This window comes from Corallococcus sp. AB045, from assembly GCF_003668895.1.
Classification (GTDB): domain Bacteria; phylum Myxococcota; class Myxococcia; order Myxococcales; family Myxococcaceae; genus Corallococcus; species Corallococcus coralloides.
The window spans coordinates 22002-39848 of sequence record NZ_RAWN01000076.1 but is presented as its reverse complement, the minus strand read 5'-3'; the positions used below and the strand labels follow the sequence as shown (position 1 = coordinate 39848).

The window sequence follows — 17847 nt, the reverse complement described above, 5'->3', positions numbered from 1 at the left end:
TCGCGGGGGGCTCCAGGAGGGTGGGGACGTCCCATCATCCGGGAGGCACCGGGGCGCGACAAGCCACCCAGGCCCGAGGTTTCAGTTCACGTCGACGATGCGGCCCTGGGCGTCGACGGCATAGGCCGCGTCGATGTCGAGCACGACGGGCTCCGGAGGAATGCCGCAGCGGTCGAGCCTGGCGGTGAAGAAGACGAAGTGGAGGTCGTCCTGCTTCACCACGGTGACGTCATAGGTGTCCTGGCGGGACAGGCAGCGCGCCAGGGCTTCATTGGGGCCGGAGGCCTTGGCACCGGGGGGCAGGAAGTCACTCAGCGCGACCTGGAGCGCCGCCAGCGCCGGCCCATCCAACTTCATGGCCCCCTCGCCTGGCGCGGGGAACCGCACGCGGGCCGCTTCCTCAGCGGGGGCGCGGGGCGGCCGGGTGTACCGGTGGTAGCCGAACAGCGAGCAGCCGGACAACACGCCGCACAGCGCGACGATGAAGAGAGGGGAGCGTGTCATGGCACCCAGTCCTGTCCGGGACGCAGCTCAATGTGTCCCTGGTCATTGGGCACATCGCCAATGGGAACCCACGCTCCCGAGCGCAGCGCGGAGACGACGCGGTTCACGTGGTCGAAGGCATAGGCCCGGCACTCCCCGTTCTTCTCCCGATAGAGCATCAGCAGTTGGCGGTGGAGGACCTTCCCGGTGCCCTGATCCACGATGCGCGTGGGGTACCGGATGGTCGCGGCGCTGAGGTCGCGAGGGGAGAAGCGCCGGTTGTGGGGATGTGAGTGGTCGCCCCCCAGGATGAGCGCGTCCGGATGGGAGGGGTCGTTCAGTGATGAGGGGATGAAGCAGTACTTGTCCCCATTGGGGCGGGTCCCACCGAGGTCTGAGAGGTAGCTCAGGTAGTACGCCTGCTCCTTCTGGGAGAAGTAGTGCAGCGCGCAGTACTCCATTCCGTAGGGGCCGGAGGACGCACCGGGCTGCCCGGTCATCAGCTCACACGTGTGTTCCGCGAGCGCCTCCAGCGACTCGAAGGGTCCCGCGAGGGGGCCGTCCACCTCAAGCCCTCCACCGGGGAGCTCGCGGAAGCGCACCGCCGGGTTCGGCGTGGAACAGCCCATCATCACCGCGACCCATACCCATGGGGCAGCCCGACGGCTTCGCTGTATCCCCATGTGCGGTGTCCTGGTGGGAAGAGGCTCTCCTGCGGCTCGTTCATTATCAGGTTAATTCGTGTAAATAAAGACTAGTTGGTTGAACCGGACAAGCTGGACGCAAGAGGAAGGCAGCTCCGGCCGTCACCGTATGTCGACGATGCGGCCCTGCCCGTCGATGAGATAGGTGGCGCCCGCGTCCAGAATCACGGCGTCGGGTGGCATCTCGTCGCAGCGGTCGAGGTTGGCGGAGAAGGCGATGACGTACAGGTCGTCGTTCACCTTCTGGAGCCTGACGTCGTAGACGTCCCGACGACTGAGACAACGGACCAGCCGTTCGTGATTGCCGCTGGCCTTCGCTCCTGGGGGGAGGAAGTCCGCCAGCGCGACCTGGAGCGCGGCCAGGGTTGGCCCTTCCAACTCGTTCGTCGTCTCGAAGGTCAGCGGGTCCCGGATGCGCTCTCCCTCTTCGCGAGGAATGCGCTCGGGGCGCTCGTACTTGTAGTAGCCGAAGGAACCGCAGCCCGGGAGCAGGGCACAGGCCGCGACTCCCAGGAGGAGCGGGACCAGGCGCCGCATTCGCGTGGGCACATTCATGGTCGGGCGTCTCCGGTAAAAGGCCGAACACTACCTGTGGGATTGCAAGGTGACAACAGGACGTAGACGGTCCAGGAGCGCACCTTCCCCTTTCCTCCGGCGTGCGCTCCTCCGTCCGCCGGTCCGCACTCGTGGGCTCCCAGAGGTCGGCCCGTGAACAGCGCTGTTCCCCACGTGCGCGGGATGCTCCCCGGAGCCGCGCGTGCGCATTAACACGGGCGCACATGGCTCAATCGATTGAAGCACGGTCCCAAGCGCCCCGGCTGGGTGCGTGGGTGGAGGGTTCCTCGGTGCGCTGGCGCGTCTGGGCGCCCGGCCACCAGGGCGTGGACGTCGTCCTCTACGACGCGGAGGACCGCGTCCTGCGCAAGGTGCCGCTCACCCCGGAAGCGGACGGCTGCTTCGGCGGCGCGCTGCCGGACCTGGCAGAAGGCTCGCGCTACAAGCTCAGCGTGGATGGCGGAGACCCGTTCCCCGACCCGTGGTCGCGCTCGCAGCCGAAGGGCGTGCACGGCCCGTCGGAGGTGGTGGGCTCCGACCACGGCTGGTCGGACTCGCACTGGAAGGGGCCGGATCCGCGGGCGCTGGTCATCTACGAGGTGCACGTGGGCACCGCCACGCCGGAGGGCACCTTCGAGGCCTTCATCCCGAAGCTCGCCCACCTGCGCGAATTGGGTGTGAACACGCTGGAGCTGTTGCCGGTGGCCAGCTTTCCGGGGACGCGCAACTGGGGCTACGACGGCGTGGACCTCTTCGCGCCGCAGGCCACGTACGGCGGGCCGAAGGGGCTGCGCAAGCTCATCGACGCGGCGCACGCGCACGGGCTCGCGGTGCTCATCGACGCCGTCTACAACCACTTCGGACCGGACGGGAACTACCTGCGCGCGTACTCGCCGCACTACTTCACCGGCAAGCACCACACGCCCTGGGGCGACGCGGTGAACTACGACAGCGAGGGCAGCCGCTTCGTGCGCTCGCTGGTGCTCTCCAACGTGGAGATGTGGATCCGCGACTACCACGCGGACGGCCTGCGCCTGGACGCGGCGCACGCGCTGGTGGATGACGGCCAGCCGCACCTGCTCGCCGAACTCGTGGAGCGCGCCCACGCCGCTGGCTCCGGCCGCCGCGTGGTCGTCATCGCCGAGGACGAGCGCAACGAGCGCAAGCTCGTCACGCCCGCGTCCGAGGGCGGCTACGGCCTGGATGGCGTCTGGGCGGATGACCTGCACCACCAGCTGCGGCGCGCCTTCGCGGGCGACCACGAGGGCTACTACCAGGACTACACGGGCAGCGCGGAGGACCTGGCCGCGACGCTGCGGCAGGGGTGGTTCTACACGGGCCAGAAGTCGAAGAACCTGGGCCACGCGCGCGGCACGGACCCGAAGGGGCTGGGACCGTGGCACTTCGTCCACTGCATCCAGAACCATGATCAGGTGGGCAACCGGCCCTTCGGCAACCGCCTGTCGGAGGACGTGTCGCCGGCCGCCTACCGCGCCATGAGCACGCTGCTGTTGATGTCGCCCTTCACGCCGCTGCTCTTCATGGGGCAGGAGTGGAACGCGCGCACGCCGTTCCTCTACTTCACGGACCACAACGCGGAGCTGGGCAAGCTCGTCACGGAAGGGCGCCGCAAGGAGTTCGCCGGCTTCTCGCGCTTCAAGGGTGAAGAGGTGCCGGACCCGCAGGCCCGCGACACCTTCACCCGCTCCACGCTGGACTGGGGCGAGCTGGACAACGCGGAGGCCGCGGGCGTGCACACGCTCTACAAGGAACTCCTGCGCCTGCGCGCCACGGAGCCCGTGCTCACCAGCCGTCAGGGCACGCACGACGCCCGAGCGCTGGGGCCGGACGCGTTCGTGCTGGAGCGCCGCGCGGAAGGGGACACGTTCCTCATCTTCGTGAACCTGAGGGGCTCGCTGGTGCACACGCTGCCCACGCACGCGAGCGCGGGCATCGTCATGTGGAGTGAGACCCCGCGCTACGGCGGCACCGTGGAGGCGTCTCCGCTCACCGGCAACGTCGTGCGCCTGGAAGGCCCCTCCGCAGCGGTGGTGAAGCTGCGCGAGTAGCCCGCACGCAAAGGCAGACACTGTTTCACGCATGGCCCGTCACCCCGGAAGCAGGTGAGGCGGGCCGCCGTGTTTCCGGTCCGTGAAACAAACCCAGACAAGGAATGCCCTCGGGGCCAGGCCGGTACTCGGCCGCCAGGAGGAAGCACCTTGTCTCAATCTCATCCATCGCCGTGGAAGCGGCACGTCACCACCGCGAGCGCGCTCCTGCTGCTCGGGGCCGCCGCACCGGCGCTCGCCGCGTCGGGTTTCACCGCCGTCACCGCCAGCGGGAATGACGGCAACCTGCCGTCCGCCACCATCGACGCCAACCTCACTACGCGCTGGTCCAGCGACGGCGTGGGGCAGTGGCTCCGGGGCGACCTGGGCAGCGTGAAGTCGCTGTCCGCGGTGGACATCGCCTGGCACCGGGGCAACGAGCGGACCAACACGTTCGTCCTCGCCACGTCCACGGACGGCACCACCTGGTCCACGGCCGTGTCCACGACGTCGTCCGGCACCACCGCGAACTTCGAGCGCTACAGCTTCACCGCGCGCAACGCCCGCTACGTGCGCGTCACCGTCAACGGCAACTCCGTCAACACCTGGGCCAGCATCGCGGAGTGGGCCGCCATCACCGGCACCGACACGCCCACGTCCGGCAAGGACCGCTTCGGCGTCACCATGCTCTACCCCTCGAAGTCCGGGGGCGAGGCGTGGACGCTGGCGGACAACGCGCTGGCGGACACGCGCTTCGACCCGCAGGACACCATCACCCGCAACAGCGACGGCTCCTGGAAGATGAAGGACAAGCAGGTGCGGATGAGCGTCTTCACGTCCACGGGCTACGACGACCGGAAGATTCCCACCTACGACCGGGACGTGCTCGCGAGCCGCGGCTACATGCAGGCGCCGAACGACTGGAAGAACATCGAGATGACCGGCTTCGTGAAGGTCAACGCGGTGGCCGACGTGAAGGACAACTTCGCGTGGTACGCGCGCGGCGGGAAGCACAACGACAAATACTCCGGCTGCGAGGGCAGCAGCTACAAGGCGGGCCTGCACTATGACGGCCGCGCCCGCTGGGAGAAGGAGACGTGGCACGTCTCCTACGACCAGACGCCCTACGTCACCGCCACCTCCGCGCTGAAGGGCCGCTGGGTGGGCTTCAAGGCCGTCATGCGCAACGTCACCGCCAGCAGCCAGACGGCAGTGAAGCTGGAGCTGTACGTCAACGAGAACGCGGACAAGGTGACGTGGAAGAAGGTCTACGACCACACGGACGCCGGCAAGTGGGGCGGCGACGCCCAGCACTGCGGCGGCGCCGTGCCCGCCGCGCCGATTACGTGGGGTGGCCCCATCGCGGTGTTCCGCTGGGACAGCGCGACGGACGTGGACTTCAAGTGGCTGAGTGTCCGCGAAATCCAGCCCTGAACCCCGCGTGAAACCAGACCCGCACGCGGCCTGACGCAGGACGGCAGGCCGCGCGCCGGGCGGGCGGGGAGGCCCCGGTGGAGGTGTCCCGGCCCTCGGGAGACGGGGCTTTCCATCGACAGGGGGCGCCAGGGTGGGCAGCATGGCGCCGCCATGAACGTCGACCAAGCCCTCGCCTCGTCCGAGCGCATCTGGGAGCAGGAAATTGTCCCGGCGCTGGAGCGCTACATCCGCATCCCCAACAAGTCGCCCGCCTTCGACCCGGACTGGGTGAAGTCCGGCCACATGGAGCAGGCCGTCCAGCTCATCGCCGACTGGTGCCGCGCGCAGGCCACGCACCTGCCGGGGCTGACGGTGGAGGTGGTGCGGCTGAAGACGGCGGACGGCAAGGACCGCACGCCGGTCATCTACATGGAGGTGCCGGGCACGCGCGGTGACGACACCGTGCTGCTGTACGGCCACCTGGACAAGCAGCCGGAGATGACCGGCTGGCGTGAAGGCCTGACGCCGTGGACCCCCGTGCGCGAGGGCGACAAGCTCTACGGACGAGGCGGCGCGGATGACGGCTACTCCGCGTTCGCGTCGCTGTCCGCGCTGCGCCTGCTCAAGGAACAGGGCGTGCCGCACGCGCGCTGCGCCATCGTCATCGAGGCGTGCGAGGAGAGCGGCAGCTACGACCTGCCCGCGTACATCGAGGCGCTGGCGCCGCGCATCGGCAAGCCGTCGCTGGTGGTGTGCCTGGACTCGGGCTGCGCGAACTACGAGCAGCTCTGGATGACCACCAGCCTGCGCGGCATGGTGGCCGGCAACCTGCGCGTGGACATCCTCACGGAGGGTGTGCACTCCGGTGACGCGACGGGCGTGGTGGCGTCTTCGATGCGCATCATGCGGATGCTGCTGTCGCGCGTGGAGGATGAGGCCACGGGCCACATCAAGGTGCAGGCCCTGCACACGGAGATTCCGGAGGGCCGGCGCCAGCAGGCGAAGGCCGCCGCCCAGACGATGGGCGACGAGCTGTTCTCGAAGTTCCCCTGGGTGGAGGGCGCGAACCCGGTGACGACGGACGGCGAGGAGCTGGTGCTCAACCGCACCTGGCGGCCGGCGCTGGCGCTGACGGGCGTGGAGGGCGTGCCGGGCCTGGCGAGCGCGGGCAACGTGCTGCGCCCCTTCACGACGTGGAAGCTGTCCATGCGCATCCCGCCGCGCGTGGACCCCAAGGCGGCCGCGAAGGCGCTGAAGGAGACGCTGGAGAAGGATCCGCCGTACGGCGCGAAGGTGTCGTTCGAAGGCGACAAGGCGTCGGTGGGCTGGGACGCGCCGCCGCTGGCCGGCTGGCTGTCGAGCGCGGTGGAGTCCGCGTCCAAGGCGTGCTTCGGCAAGCCCGCGATGGCGATGGGCGAGGGTGGCACCATCCCGTTCATGGGCATGCTGGGTGAGCGCTTCCCGGAGGCGCAGTTCCTCATCACGGGCCTGCTGGGGCCGGGCAGCAACGCGCACGGGCCCAATGAGTTCCTGCACATCCCCACGGGCAAGAAGCTGACCGCCGCGGTGGCGAGCGTCGTCGCCGACCACTTCAAGCGGTAGTGCCTCACCGGAGGACGGGGCCGTCCGCGCCCCGTCCTCCTTCCGAGCCTGCGAGCCTGGCCTTCCGGAGCATTCCATGTCGAGCAAGCCCCGCCGCACCGGCCACGTCCGTTCGCAGCCCCTCATCGCGGTGCGCGACGTGGAGGCGAGCAGCCGGTGGTACCAGGCGGTGCTCGGCTGCGAGAGCGGGCACGGCGGGCCCGAGTACGAGATGCTGCTGAACAACGGCGAGCTCGTGCTCCAGCTCCACGCGTGGGACCTGGATGAGCACGCGAACCTGATGGGGCCGGACTCGGCGCCAAAGGGCCACGGCGTGCTGCTCTGGTTCGAGACCACGGACTTCGACGCGTGCGTGGAGGCGGCGCAGGCGCTGAAGGTGGAGTGGGTGGAGGCGCCGCACGTGAACCCGAACTCGCGCCGCTGGGAGTTCTGGGCGAAGGACCCGGACGGCTACGTCGTCGTCGTGGCAGCGGAGTCGCGAGCGAAGCGCTCCTGACGCGCTTCACCCGGGCAGTGCTTGTCCGCCGGACCGGCGGCACGGAGCGGCGCCTCAGCGCCCCGTCTTGATGCCCAGCGAAGACCCGGACGGCGGCTTCTTCGGCTGGGGCGAGGGCCGCGCCGCCCGCTTCTGGAGCGCCACCGCCACCGCGGGCGCGTCCGCCGCGGACATCTGCCGCGTCACCGGCTCGTAGCCGTTGAGCGCGAGCGTCACCGCCACCGACGGCTCCCCGGGCACCAGCGGCAGCGCCACCGGCGTGATGCCGCGCTCCTCGCCCGCCACCTGCACCGTGGCGCCGGGCGGCTCGCTCGTCACCATCAGGCGCACCGGCTGGGGCGCCGTGTTCTGCTCGGGCGTCTCCGGTGGCGTCGGATGCGTGGGCGTCTCCGGCGTGCGGCCCTGCACTTCATCGGGGGGCCGCGTGGCCACGACCGGGGGCGGCGTCACCGTCTCGGAGCCGCCGCGCACCAGCACCACCGCCGCGCCGCCCACCACCAGCGCCACGCCGCCCACCACGAAGGGCAGCCATGCGCGCCGCTTCGGCGGCTCCGGCATCAGGGCCGCGGTGTTCCGCGTCTTCTCCGGCTCCACGCGCGTGGGCGGACGGGACGGCGGCCCCACCAGCTTCGACGCACGCGAGCCGGCCTGCCCCCGCGCACCCGACGTGGGCATCCCGTCCCGCGACGAGTTGGACTGCGAGTCCAGGTCCACGTCCTCGGCCAGCTGATCCAACTTCGCCGGGTCTGCTTCCGTGGCGATGCGGTCCGCGTACAGCTCCCGCAGGTACGCGGCCAGGTGCGCGCTGCTGGACGGCAGCCGCAGGTTGAGCGTCCAGTCCTCCAGCGCCAGGCGGAACGCGGCGCAGTCCGCGTAGCGGCCCTCCGGCGTGGGCGCCAGGGCCTTGAGGACAATCTCATCCAGGCCCGGCGGCAGCTTCGGGTTGAGCTGCGACGGCGGCGGCACCTGGCAGTCGCGCACCAGCCGCAGCGTCATCAGGTCCGTGTCGCCCTTGAAGAGGCGCATGCCGGTGAGCAGCTCCCACATCACGACACCGAGCGCGAACTGGTCGCTCCGGCCGTCCACCGCCATCCCGTTGGCCTGCTCCGGCGACATGTACGGGTACTTGCCCTTGAGCACGCCCGTCGCCGTCTGCTGACCGCTGGTGGCCGCCTTCGCCACGCCGAAGTCGATGACCTTCACGCCCCCGTCGAACCCGACGAGCACGTTCTGCGGCGACACGTCGCGGTGCACCAGCTTCAGCGGCTGGCCGTGCCCGTCCCTCGCACCGTGCGCGTAGGACAGCCCCGCCGCAGCGTCCGCGATGATTCGGACGACCAGGCCCACCGGCAGCGGGCGCTCCTGCTTGCGCGCGAAGCGGTCCAGCCGGCGCACGTCCTCACCCTGCACGTACTCCATGGCCAGGCAGTGCCGGCCCTCAATCTCCGAGAGGTCGAGGATGGTGATGAGGTTCGGGTGGGACAGCCGCGCCACCAGCCGCGCCTCGTCCAGGAACATCTCCAGGAACTCTTCGTCCTCGGCGAGGTGCGGCAAGATGAGCTTGAGGACGACCAGCCGCTCGAAGCCCGTCCCGTGCTCCCGGGCGAGGAACACCTGTCCCATTCCGCCCGAAGCGATTTTTCGAAGCAGCTCGTATTTCCCGAAGACCACCGCCATGGGTGTCCGGGAGGATACCGCGCTTTCTCACCGGGCGGGAAACAGCCGACCTCCAAAAAGACCGGGGTTCTGTCCAGCAGGGAGGGGCCCGCCTCCCTACCCGTTGAGGAGGCAGGCGGGCTACTGACGCCTAGGCCTTCATCTTGTAACCGGAGCGCAGCACCGCGTACGTGACGCCCGTCGCGACCGCCGCGGTGAGGGCGAGGATGGCCCCGCCCACGAGCGGTGAGAACAGGCCGCTGCCGAGCATGCCGTAGCGCAGCCCCTCCACCATGTAGACCATGGGGTTGAAGAGGCTGACGTGGTTCCACGGCGAGGGCAGCTCGCGCACCGAGTAGAAGACGCCGCCCAGGAACGTGAGCGGCAGCATCACGAAGGTGGGGAAGAAGTTGATCTGCTCGAACTTCTCCGCCCACACGGCGGCGAGCATGCCCAGCACGCTGAACACGTAGCTGGACAGCAAGAGGAAGTAGAGCGTCGCCAGCGGGTGCTCCAGGCTGAAGCCGGAGAACACCGCCGCCACCACCCAGGTGAGCAGGCCCACCACCAGGCCGCGCACCATGGCGCCGCCGATGAAGCCCACCATCAGCTCGCCGGGCCCCAGCGGCGCCACCAGCAGGTCCACCACCGTGCCCTGGATCTTGGTGATGAACAGCGACGAGGAGCTGTTGAGGAACGCGTTGTTCGCGATGCCCAGGAACACGAGGCCCGGCACGATGAAGTGCAGGTACGGGTGGCCTTCCACCTCGTGGATGCGGCCCGAAATCGAATAGCCGAAGACGATGAAATACAGCGTGGTGCTGATGAGAGGCGAGAGGACGGTCTGGCCCGGCACGCGCATGAAGCGCCGGACCTCCTTCGCGAACAGCGTCTGCATCCCGAGGACGTTCATGGGGTGTTTTTCGAAGGAGCGGGGTTTCAGGCGGCCTGCGAGGGGCGGCCACGGAGGATTTCGATGAGCACGTCTTCCAGGCGCGAGCGCCGCGTCTCCACCTCCGCGATGGGCAGCCCGTCCGCGTAGAGCGAGCGGAGCAGCTCACCGGAGGGCGCGCAGTTGTCGCGCTCCACGTAGGTGAGCGTGCGGCCGTCGGCGGAGAGGCTCGCGGCGAAGCGCGTGCCCGCGGCGGGCATGGCGGCCTGCGGTTCGGCGAAGGTCACGACGAGGCGCTTCTCTCCGAAGCGGCGCAGGAGCGCGGCCTTGTCCTCGGTCATGAGGAGGCGGCCCTCATTGATGATGCCCACGCGGTCCGCCAGCTCCTCCGCCTCTTCCAGGTAGTGCGTGGTGAGGACGATGGTGGTGCCCTCGCTGGCGATCTTCTTCACGTACGTCCACAGGTCTCGGCGCAGCTCCACGTCCACGCCCGCGGTGGGCTCGTCCAGGAACACGAGCTTGGGCTTGTGGACGAGCGCCTTGGCGATGAGCAGCCGGCGCTTCATGCCGCCGGACAGGGCGCGCGTGAGCGAGTCCTTCTTGGCCTGGAGGTTCAAGGCGGTGAGGACTTCATCGATGCGCGCGTCGTCGCGGGGCTGGCCGTAGTAGCCCTGCTGGATGCGCAGGGACTCGGCGACGGAGAAGAACGGGTCGAAGTTGATCTCCTGCGGCACGAGGCCGACCTGGTAGCGGGGCCCGGTGGGGTCCACGTCCAGGTCCTTGCCGAAGACCTTCATGGTGCCAGCGGACTTCTTCACCAGGCCGCACACACTGCCGATGAGGGTCGTCTTGCCGGCACCGTTGGGGCCCAGGAGGGCGAAGATTTCACCGGGGCGGATGGTGAGGTCCACGGCGTGGAGGGCAGTGAACTTTCCGTAGGCCTTGGAGAGGCCCTTCAGCTCCAGGGCGGGGGTCGTGGGCTCGGACATGGGGCGCTTCCTCTAACACCTTCGAATTGGGTTCGCTGGTCAGCGAGCAGGCGTTTTCGCTCCTGGACGCGTGACGCGCCCCGTCCAACCGGACACGGCGCTGACGCAGGCGCCTTGAGCCGGATGGGGCTCCCTGCTATCCGCTGGCCCCGCTCACGTCTTTTCGGCGAATCCCAGGAGGCCTTCCGCCATGGCCCAGAATTTCATCTTCACGATGCAGGACCTGCGCAAGGTCAAGAACGGCAAGGACATCCTCAAGGGCATCTACCTGTCCTTCTTCCCGGGCGCGAAGATTGGCGTGATTGGTCCCAACGGCTCCGGCAAGTCCACGCTCCTGCGCATCATGGCGGGGGTGGACACGGAGTTCTTCGGCATCGCGAAGCCGGACCCCACGGTGAAGGTGGGCTACCTGGCGCAGGAGCCGCAGCTCGACACGAAGCTGGACGTGAAGGGGAACGTGGAGCTGGGCCTGAAGGAGATCCGCCAGGCGCTGGACCGCTTCAATGAGGTGAGCGCGAAGTTCGCGGAGCCCATGGACGACGCGGCCATGGAGAAGCTGCTCGCCGAGCAGGGCAAGCTGCAGGACTTCATCGACTCCACGAACGGCTGGGAGCTGGACCGCACGCTGGAGATGGCGATGGACGCCCTGCGCCTGCCCCCGGGCGACGCGGACGTGACGAAGCTGTCCGGCGGTGAGAAGCGCCGCGTGGCGCTCTGCCGCATCCTCCTGGAGAAGCCGGACCTGCTGCTGCTGGACGAGCCCACCAACCACCTGGACGCGGAGAGCGTGGCGTGGCTGGAGCAGGCGCTGAAGGCATACACGGGGACCATCGTCTGCATCACGCACGACCGGTACTTCCTGGACAACGTGGCGGAGTGGATTCTTGAGCTGGACCGCGGCGAGGGGGTGCCCTGGAAGGGGAACTACTCCAGCTGGCTGGACCAGAAGCAGAAGCGGCTGGAGCTGGAGGAGAAGTCGGAGAGCCACCGTCAGAAGACGCTCAAGCGCGAGCTGGAGTGGGTGCGGGCGTCTCCGAAGGCGCGTCAGGCGAAGAGCAAGGCGCGCATCGCCGCGTACGAGGAGCTGTTCAACCAGTCGCAGCAGAAGCGGGACGTGACGGGCGAGGTGATGATTCCGCCGGGTCCGCCGCTGGGTGGGTTGGTGGTGGAGGCGAAGGGGCTGCGCAAGGCGTATGGGGACCGGCTGCTCATCGACGAGCTGAACTTCAAGCTGCCGCCGGGCGGCATCGTGGGCGTGATTGGCCCGAACGGCGCGGGCAAGACGACGCTGTTCCGGATGATGACGGGCACGGAGAAGCCGGACGCGGGCGAGCTGCGGATTGGCGAGTCGGTGGTGATGGCCTACGTGGACCAGAGCCGCGACTCGCTGGACGGTGAGCAGACGGTGTTCCAGGAGGTGAGCGGGGGGTTGGACCTCATCGACCTGGGCAAGGCGGGCACGGTGCCCAGCCGCGCGTACCTGTCGGGCTTCGCGTTCAAGGGCACGGATCAGCAGAAGCGGGTGAAGGACCTGTCCGGCGGCGAGCGCAACCGGCTGCACCTGGCGAAGATGCTCAAAGCCGGCGGCAACCTGCTGCTGTTGGACGAGCCCACGAACGACCTGGACGTGGAGACGCTGCGCAGCCTGGAGGACGCGCTCTTGAGCTTCGCGGGCTGCGCGGTGGTCATCAGCCACGACCGCTGGTTCCTGGACCGCATCGTCACGCACATCCTGGCGTTCGAAGGCGACAGCAAGGCCTTCTTCTTCGAGGGCAACTTCGAGGACTACGAAGCGGACAAGAAGAAGCGCCTGGGCCCGGACGCGCTGGAGCCGCACCGGATCCGCTACCGCCCGCTGACGAAGAGCTGAGATTGCCGTGTGTTGTGCTCCGCCCTGTGAGTGATTCCGGGGCGGAGGTGTCGTCGGGAGGAGGGTGCACGCGTGATCGAGAAGGTGCAGTTCCGCAACTTCAAGGCGTACCGCTCACTCGACCTGGACCTGGAGCCCTTCACCGTGCTGGTGGGGCCGAATGCTTCGGGCAAGACGACGCTGCTGGATGGCTTGCGGATGCCGACCATGCTTGCCCCTTTCAAGACGGCAGCAGGTGCATCTGAACTCATTCCGGCGAGCTTTATTTCGTTTGGAATCAACCAGCCAGCCGAGTTGGTCTTTCAGTCTCACTTGGAGCAAGTACCCGCCAAAGTGGTGCTCAAGGGAGTCGGATCGCCTATCCCCAGCATAGGTCACCAAGTGATGGAGGATATGGCGACCCCGGAGGAGGTAAGGCGCGCAAATCATGAGCTGCGCGAGTTCTTGCATACGGCAACGCTCCTGCGACTTGAAGCACGGAAGCTCGCGGACGCGTCGTATAGCGAGGAGCAGGTGCCCAAGGTTTCAAGGGACGGCACAGGACTGGCTTCCACGATTGCGTTCCTCAAGTTGAGCCATGAGGATCTGTTCGGAGAGATTGAATCGGCGCTGAGGCAGGTTGTGCCGTCCGTGCGGAAGATTCGCGTCGAGCGTGCTGCCGTCCAGCAGAGCAATTTGCGAACGATTGCGCTTGATGATCAGAAGACCCATGTGTCCGAGAAACGGACGCTCTGGGGAAATCGGATCGTGCTGGACATGCAGGGCGCCAAGGGTGTGCCAGCGGACTCCGTGGGCGAAGGCACGTTGATGGCACTGGGATTGTTGACCGTGCTGCTCGGACCCCGGCGACCCAAGCTTCTCCTCTTGGATGACATTGAGCTGGCGCTTCATCCCGTGGCACAGGGAAAGCTCATCGGGGTCCTGCGTACCATCCAGAAGAACGATCCCGAGTTGCAGATCGTGGCGACCAGCCACTCGCCCTTCATCCTGAACTACCTGAAGCCGGAAGAGATCCGGATGACCTTCCTGGCGGAGAACGGGTTCGCTCGCTGCGAGAAGCTCACGGCGCATCCCGAGTTCGAGAAGTGGAAGGATTTGATGAGCCCTGGGGAGTTCTGGAGCACCGTGGGCGAGAGCTGGATTGGCAAGGTGCCCGCGTCAGCGCCGCATGAGTGAGCCCGCATACGACTTCGGGGTGGTCTGCGAGGCCCGTGCGGACCGGGACACGGCCTGCATGCTTGCCGACCGTGTGCTGGTGGATGACATTGATTGGCTCGACGCGGACTTGCTGGACACCCAGCGCCGTTGGCGAGGGCTGACGCCTTCAGAGTCCTTCCTCCGGTGGGCCTCTGTGCGAGACGAAGCCAAGAAGGCCGGGCTCAAAGGCCTCTTTGGGCACTTTGGCAACAAGCCTGCTGAGCCGGATGCCCTGGTGGCTCGGCGCGCTCTTTTGCTGTTCGTGGATTCGGACACGAAGCCGCAAGCGGTCATGCTGATTCGTGACAGCGACGCGGATGAAAGCCGACGCCTTGGACTGGAGCAGGCTCGCGGAGACAAACCCTGGCCCTTCGCAGTCGTCATTGGAGTCGCAGAGCCCAAGCGGGAGTGCTGGGTTCTTGCCGGCTTCGACGCCAAGAAAGAAGAAGAAGACTCCCTGCGAAAGGTGGAACAGCGGCTCTCGTTCCATCCTGTTCGCGAGGCACACCGGCTGACAGCGAGTGAGCACGGCGCGAAGAACGACGCCAAGAAGGCGCTGGAAGAACTCACCTCCGGGAATCCTGTGCGTGAGCACGAATGTCTGCGCGACACTCCCTTGGAGGCGCTACGGGGGCGCGGCGAACGCGTCGGACTGAAGCAGTTCCTGGCCGAAATCAGCGAACGGCTGGTCCCCGTGATGGCCGGCTCCCGGCACGGTGGGAAGTAGACTTCAAGGCCTCTTCCCGTGGCCTTTTGGGGCAGCCATGACGCCCAGCGTGTTCCGAGTACTCCATGTCCATCGGCTGCCCACCCTGGGGGTGACGATCGCAGCGGTGGACGTCTTGTCTGGAGTGGTGGCGCCTGGCGCGCGAGCCTATGGGGCGGTCTCTGTCAGGCCTGTGGAGTTACTTGTGCGCTCCGTCGCGCTTGAAGGTGGACGCTCGTGGGTGGACGGAACGGTCACGCTCCAAATCGAGTTGATGGGGGCAGAGCCGCCCGAGGCTGTGGATGGAGCGGTCTTCGAAGTTCGCTAGTGTGGCGTCCAGGAGAGAGCCATGCGGAAGCGTTTACTCATCCGTGCCGTGGTCAGACTCTTGACGCCTGAAGAGGGTGGCTCCCAGGGGCCCATGGGAAAAGAGTTCAGGCCCAATTGGAACATTGGAAGCCGCGCCGACGATGGCCAGATGGCATTGGACGGCGGCTTCGTCACATTGGATGACGCCGGACCGCTTGTGCCGGGACAGGAGAAGGAGGCCGTCATCGAGCCGCTTCTGTCCGAGCCTTGGCTGCACGTGGCTCAGGGGATGGAGCTTCCGATGCATGCCGGGGCTCGAGTCATCGGTTCTGCTCGCGTCTTGGAAATTGTATGGGCTTGATGCGCGATGAGGATGTCTTGAACGTGCTTCGTGCGAAAGAGAAGCTGCTGACCCCAGTGGAACTCGCGGAGTTGCTTGGAGGCATGCTTGAAAATGGGATTTCGCATTCTGTGATTGTTTTCTATTTCAAGCGGGCATTCCCATCCATTCCTCTGAGGGTCTTGCTGGAGTCTGGGCTGTGGTGGAAGGTCGGCGAGGGCAAGCTGAGCGACCATGGGTTCAATGAACACTTGAGTCCTTGGGTAGGGCGGGGCGTTGCCGCTGGCAATGGCGGACATCTGGTCTGAAGTGGCTGCCTGGCGCGCGAGCCCAGGGTATCCTGGGTTCAAATGACAATTATTTCCTTGATGGTTGGTCATGCCCTGGCGCTCCTGTCCGGCGCCGCCCCCAACAGCTGTGCAGCCCCAGAGCCTGCGCCTTCCTGGATGGCGAAGTTCTCCCCCTCCCCCTCCGCCTCCGACTGCTCCCTGGACTCGACCGTCCCCGGCCCTCAGTGGCTGCCCGTGACGGTGCGGCGCATTCCGGTGGTGGTCCATGTCGTTGCGGACAGTGCGTGCACGAATGGCAATGTCTCGGACGCGCTGGTCCATAGCCAGATCGCGGTCCTCAATGAGGACTTCCGCGCGCTGGCGGGCACTCCAGGAGGCGGCGGGGTGGATAGCAAGATTGAGTTCTTCCTTGCCACCGTGGACCCCTTGGGCAACCCGACCACGGGCATCCAGCGCTATTGCAACACGACGTGGTACCAGGACACGGGCAGCTACTGGCTCAGCACCGCGTGGGATCCGACGCGCTACGTGAACATCTACACCAACAGCGCCGGCGGCTCGCGCGGGTACGTGCCCTTTCTCCCCTCGGATCCCACGGGCGCCGTCGGTCAGCCGCAGGACCGGGTGGTCATCAACTGGCTGGCATTCGGACGGGTGGGGCCCGTCATGCCGTACCACAACGGCCGGACCGTCACGCACGAGGTGGGCCACTACCTGGGCCTGTTCCACACGTACTACTCGGGGTGCGGCACGGCCACCGCGCCGGACTGCTACACCACCGGCGACCGCATCTGCGACACCCCGCCCAATGCCACCTCCCACAAGGGATGCACCGCGGGAATCACGAGCTGCGGCGGCGTGCCGGTCCCCATCCAGAACTACATGGAGCTGACGGACGACGCCTGCATGACGGGCTTCAGCGCGGAGCAGGTGCAACGCATGCGCTGCACCCTGGCCACCTACCGCCCGGACCTGGCGCAGTAGCCCCGAGCCGAAGGAGGTGCTTGGACGCGCCTCCATCACGGCCCTCCGTGCGAGTGCCGCTGGTGGACACTGTTCCCCAGCGGGCTTCTAGGGCGCGGGCGGGGCCGCTATGGTCCACCCCAGCGGAGGACTCGCCCGCCAGGAGCCATGAACTTCGTCTTCATCTCCCCCCACTTCCCCTCCCAGTACTTCCACTTCGCCACCGCGCTGCGCGAGCGCGGCGTGACCGTGCTGGGCATCGGCGACACACCCTACGAGTCCCTGCGCCCGGAACTTCGCGAGTCCCTTCGCGAATACTTCTTCGTCCCCAGCCTCACCGACTACGACGCCCTCCTGCGCGCCACCGGCTACCTCACCTGGCGCCACGGCCGCATGGACCGCATCGAGTCCCTCAACGAGTCCTGGCTCGAAGTCGAAGCCCGGCTGCGCGAGGACTTCCATGTCGCGGGCCTCCAGCCCTCGGACATCCTCAAGCTGCGCTCCAAGTCCGGCATGGCCGAGGTCTTCCACGCCTCCGGCGTCCCCCACCCGGACCTCCTGCGCGTGCGCGACGCGGACCAGGTGAAGGAGTTCGCATCCCGCGTGGGCTACCCGCTCGTGCTCAAGCCCGACGTGGGCGTGGGCGCCGCCCACACGTTCAAGGTCGCCAGCGACGCGGAGGTGGACGCCGCGCTCGCCCACCCGCTGCCCACGTCCTATGTCGCGCAGCCCTTCGTGCGCGGCACCATCGTCACCTACGACGGCATCGTGGACCGCCACGGCGTCATCGTCTTCAACCTCAGCCACGAATACAGCGACGGCGGCATGGAGACCGTCACCGAGCGGCGCGACATCTCCTTCTGGAGCCTCCAGCACATCCCCGCCGCGCTCGACGTGCTGGGCCGCCAGGTCGTCGCCGCGTTCGGCCTGCGCGAGCGCTGGTTCCACCTGGAGTTCTTCCGCCTGCCAGACGGCCGCTTCGTCGTGCTGGAGGCCAACCTCCGCCCGCCCGGCGGCTTCATGACGGACATGATGAACTACACGTGCGACATCGACGTGTACCGGCTCTATGCCCGCGTCGTGACCGGTGACCCGGTGGCGGACTTCCAGTACACGCCGCGCCACCACGTCTGCCACAGCGCCCGCCGTCACGGCCGGCGCTACAAGCACTCCCACTCGCAGATTGTCGAACGGCTGGGCAAGTCGCTGCTCGTGCACCGCGAGCTGCCGCCCATCTACCACTCGCTGCTGGGTGAAGAGATGTACCTCACGCGCCACACGGACCTCGAATCCATGCAGGACGCGGTGCGCTTCATCCAGGCGACGTGAGC

Annotated in this window: 17 protein-coding genes; 11 read left to right on the top strand and 6 right to left on the bottom strand. The window is 67.6% G+C overall.

What is annotated here, in order from left to right; genetic code table 11:
* Positions 1 to 81: 81 nt before the first annotated feature.
* The 3 genes from D7Y21_RS19645 to D7Y21_RS19635 form a co-directional block, all read right to left on the bottom strand.
* A complete protein-coding gene (locus D7Y21_RS19645; RefSeq protein ID WP_120562500.1) occupies positions 82 to 504 on the bottom strand; it encodes a hypothetical protein in 423 nt (140 codons plus the stop codon).
* The gene (locus D7Y21_RS19640; RefSeq protein WP_233612202.1) at positions 501 to 1115 is read right to left on the bottom strand and encodes a hypothetical protein; all 615 of its coding nucleotides are present in this window, start codon (positions 1113 to 1115) and stop codon (positions 501 to 503) included. Before D7Y21_RS19640 ends, D7Y21_RS19645 begins: the two co-directional genes overlap by 4 nt.
* 174 nt (positions 1116 to 1289) lie before the next feature.
* On the bottom strand, positions 1290 to 1724 hold the full coding sequence (locus tag D7Y21_RS19635) for a hypothetical protein (protein ID WP_233591477.1): 435 nt from the start codon (positions 1722 to 1724) through the stop codon (positions 1290 to 1292).
* A 242-nt stretch (positions 1725 to 1966) separates the two neighbouring features.
* On the opposite strand from D7Y21_RS19635, the gene treZ reads away from it, so the two are divergent.
* From treZ to D7Y21_RS19615, 4 genes are all read left to right on the top strand, one after another.
* Positions 1967 to 3811 carry a malto-oligosyltrehalose trehalohydrolase gene (gene treZ / locus D7Y21_RS19630; protein ID WP_121714989.1) on the top strand — a complete coding sequence of 615 codons (1845 nt, stop codon included), beginning with the start codon at positions 1967 to 1969 and terminating at the stop codon, positions 3809 to 3811.
* Positions 3812 to 3961: 150 nt separating this feature from the next.
* Positions 3962 to 5224, top strand: coding sequence for a discoidin domain-containing protein (locus D7Y21_RS19625; RefSeq protein ID WP_121714986.1), 1263 nt, complete (start codon positions 3962 to 3964; stop codon positions 5222 to 5224).
* 153 nt (positions 5225 to 5377) lie between these two features.
* Positions 5378 to 6808, top strand: a complete 1431-nt coding sequence (locus tag D7Y21_RS19620; RefSeq protein ID WP_121714984.1) for a M20 family metallopeptidase — start codon at positions 5378 to 5380, stop codon at positions 6806 to 6808.
* A gap of 76 nt (positions 6809 to 6884) precedes the next feature.
* Entirely contained in the window at positions 6885 to 7304 is a 420-nt protein-coding gene (locus D7Y21_RS19615; RefSeq protein ID WP_121714982.1) for a VOC family protein, read from the top strand.
* A 54-nt stretch (positions 7305 to 7358) separates the two neighbouring features.
* On the opposite strand, the gene D7Y21_RS19610 is transcribed toward D7Y21_RS19615, so the two are convergent.
* From D7Y21_RS19610 to D7Y21_RS19600, 3 genes are all read right to left on the bottom strand, one after another.
* A complete protein-coding gene (locus D7Y21_RS19610) occupies positions 7359 to 8981 on the bottom strand; it encodes a serine/threonine-protein kinase (protein ID WP_121714981.1) in 1623 nt (540 codons plus the stop codon).
* Between the two features lie 130 nt (positions 8982 to 9111).
* Positions 9112 to 9873 carry an ABC transporter permease gene (locus D7Y21_RS19605; RefSeq protein WP_120562493.1) on the bottom strand — a complete coding sequence of 254 codons (762 nt, stop codon included), beginning with the start codon at positions 9871 to 9873 and terminating at the stop codon, positions 9112 to 9114.
* Between the two features lie 26 nt (positions 9874 to 9899).
* Positions 9900 to 10841: an ABC transporter ATP-binding protein gene (locus D7Y21_RS19600; protein ID WP_120562492.1), complete on the bottom strand. Its 942-nt coding sequence runs from the start codon at positions 10839 to 10841 to the stop codon at positions 9900 to 9902.
* Between the two features lie 190 nt (positions 10842 to 11031).
* Here D7Y21_RS19600 and ettA point away from each other — a divergent pair, with 190 nt between their 5' ends.
* From ettA to D7Y21_RS19570, 7 genes are all read left to right on the top strand, one after another.
* Positions 11032 to 12711, top strand: coding sequence for an energy-dependent translational throttle protein EttA (gene ettA / locus D7Y21_RS19595; protein ID WP_120562491.1), 1680 nt, complete (start codon positions 11032 to 11034; stop codon positions 12709 to 12711).
* Between the two features lie 72 nt (positions 12712 to 12783).
* Entirely contained in the window at positions 12784 to 13887 is a 1104-nt protein-coding gene (locus D7Y21_RS19590; RefSeq protein WP_158627318.1) for an AAA family ATPase, read from the top strand.
* Entirely contained in the window at positions 13880 to 14635 is a 756-nt protein-coding gene (locus D7Y21_RS19585; protein ID WP_199735451.1) for a hypothetical protein, read from the top strand. The genes D7Y21_RS19590 and D7Y21_RS19585 overlap by 8 nt, the downstream gene beginning before the upstream one ends.
* Positions 14636 to 15035: 400 nt before the next feature.
* On the top strand, positions 15036 to 15284 hold the full coding sequence (locus tag D7Y21_RS19580) for a hypothetical protein (RefSeq protein WP_147469328.1): 249 nt from the start codon (positions 15036 to 15038) through the stop codon (positions 15282 to 15284).
* Complete coding sequence (locus D7Y21_RS41500; RefSeq protein WP_147469327.1) at positions 15281 to 15571, top strand: hypothetical protein; 291 nt, start codon at positions 15281 to 15283, stop codon at positions 15569 to 15571. The genes D7Y21_RS19580 and D7Y21_RS41500 overlap by 4 nt, the downstream gene beginning before the upstream one ends.
* A 138-nt stretch (positions 15572 to 15709) precedes the next feature.
* On the top strand, positions 15710 to 16537 hold the full coding sequence (locus D7Y21_RS19575) for a zinc metalloprotease (protein WP_233612198.1): 828 nt from the start codon (positions 15710 to 15712) through the stop codon (positions 16535 to 16537).
* Between the two features lie 147 nt (positions 16538 to 16684).
* Complete coding sequence (locus tag D7Y21_RS19570) at positions 16685 to 17845, top strand: acetyl-CoA carboxylase biotin carboxylase subunit family protein (RefSeq protein WP_121714973.1); 1161 nt, start codon at positions 16685 to 16687, stop codon at positions 17843 to 17845.
* Positions 17846 to 17847: the final 2 nt, after the last annotated feature.

Excerpts from the sequence above, each read along its gene's own strand:
- D7Y21_RS19580 (WP_147469328.1), top strand. The coding sequence starts at position 15,036 with ATGGGAAAAGAGTTCAGGCCCAATTGGAACATTGGAAGCCGCGCCGAC.
- D7Y21_RS19645 (WP_120562500.1), bottom strand. The coding sequence starts at position 504 with ATGACACGCTCCCCTCTCTTCATCGTCGCGCTGTGCGGCGTGTTGTCC.
- D7Y21_RS19575 (WP_233612198.1), top strand. The coding sequence starts at position 15,710 with ATGGCGAAGTTCTCCCCCTCCCCCTCCGCCTCCGACTGCTCCCTGGAC.
- D7Y21_RS19620 (WP_121714984.1), top strand. The coding sequence starts at position 5,378 with ATGAACGTCGACCAAGCCCTCGCCTCGTCCGAGCGCATCTGGGAGCAG.
- D7Y21_RS19635 (WP_233591477.1), bottom strand. The coding sequence starts at position 1,724 with ATGCGGCGCCTGGTCCCGCTCCTCCTGGGAGTCGCGGCCTGTGCCCTG.
- D7Y21_RS19615 (WP_121714982.1), top strand. The coding sequence starts at position 6,885 with ATGTCGAGCAAGCCCCGCCGCACCGGCCACGTCCGTTCGCAGCCCCTC.
- D7Y21_RS19605 (WP_120562493.1), bottom strand. The coding sequence starts at position 9,873 with ATGAACGTCCTCGGGATGCAGACGCTGTTCGCGAAGGAGGTCCGGCGC.
- D7Y21_RS19600 (WP_120562492.1), bottom strand. The coding sequence starts at position 10,841 with ATGTCCGAGCCCACGACCCCCGCCCTGGAGCTGAAGGGCCTCTCCAAG.
- D7Y21_RS19570 (WP_121714973.1), top strand. The coding sequence starts at position 16,685 with ATGAACTTCGTCTTCATCTCCCCCCACTTCCCCTCCCAGTACTTCCAC.
- treZ (WP_121714989.1), top strand. The coding sequence starts at position 1,967 with ATGGCTCAATCGATTGAAGCACGGTCCCAAGCGCCCCGGCTGGGTGCG.
- D7Y21_RS19640 (WP_233612202.1), bottom strand. The coding sequence starts at position 1,115 with ATGATGGGCTGTTCCACGCCGAACCCGGCGGTGCGCTTCCGCGAGCTC.
- ettA (WP_120562491.1), top strand. The coding sequence starts at position 11,032 with ATGGCCCAGAATTTCATCTTCACGATGCAGGACCTGCGCAAGGTCAAG.
- D7Y21_RS19585 (WP_199735451.1), top strand. The coding sequence starts at position 13,880 with ATGAGTGAGCCCGCATACGACTTCGGGGTGGTCTGCGAGGCCCGTGCG.
- D7Y21_RS19610 (WP_121714981.1), bottom strand. The coding sequence starts at position 8,981 with ATGGCGGTGGTCTTCGGGAAATACGAGCTGCTTCGAAAAATCGCTTCG.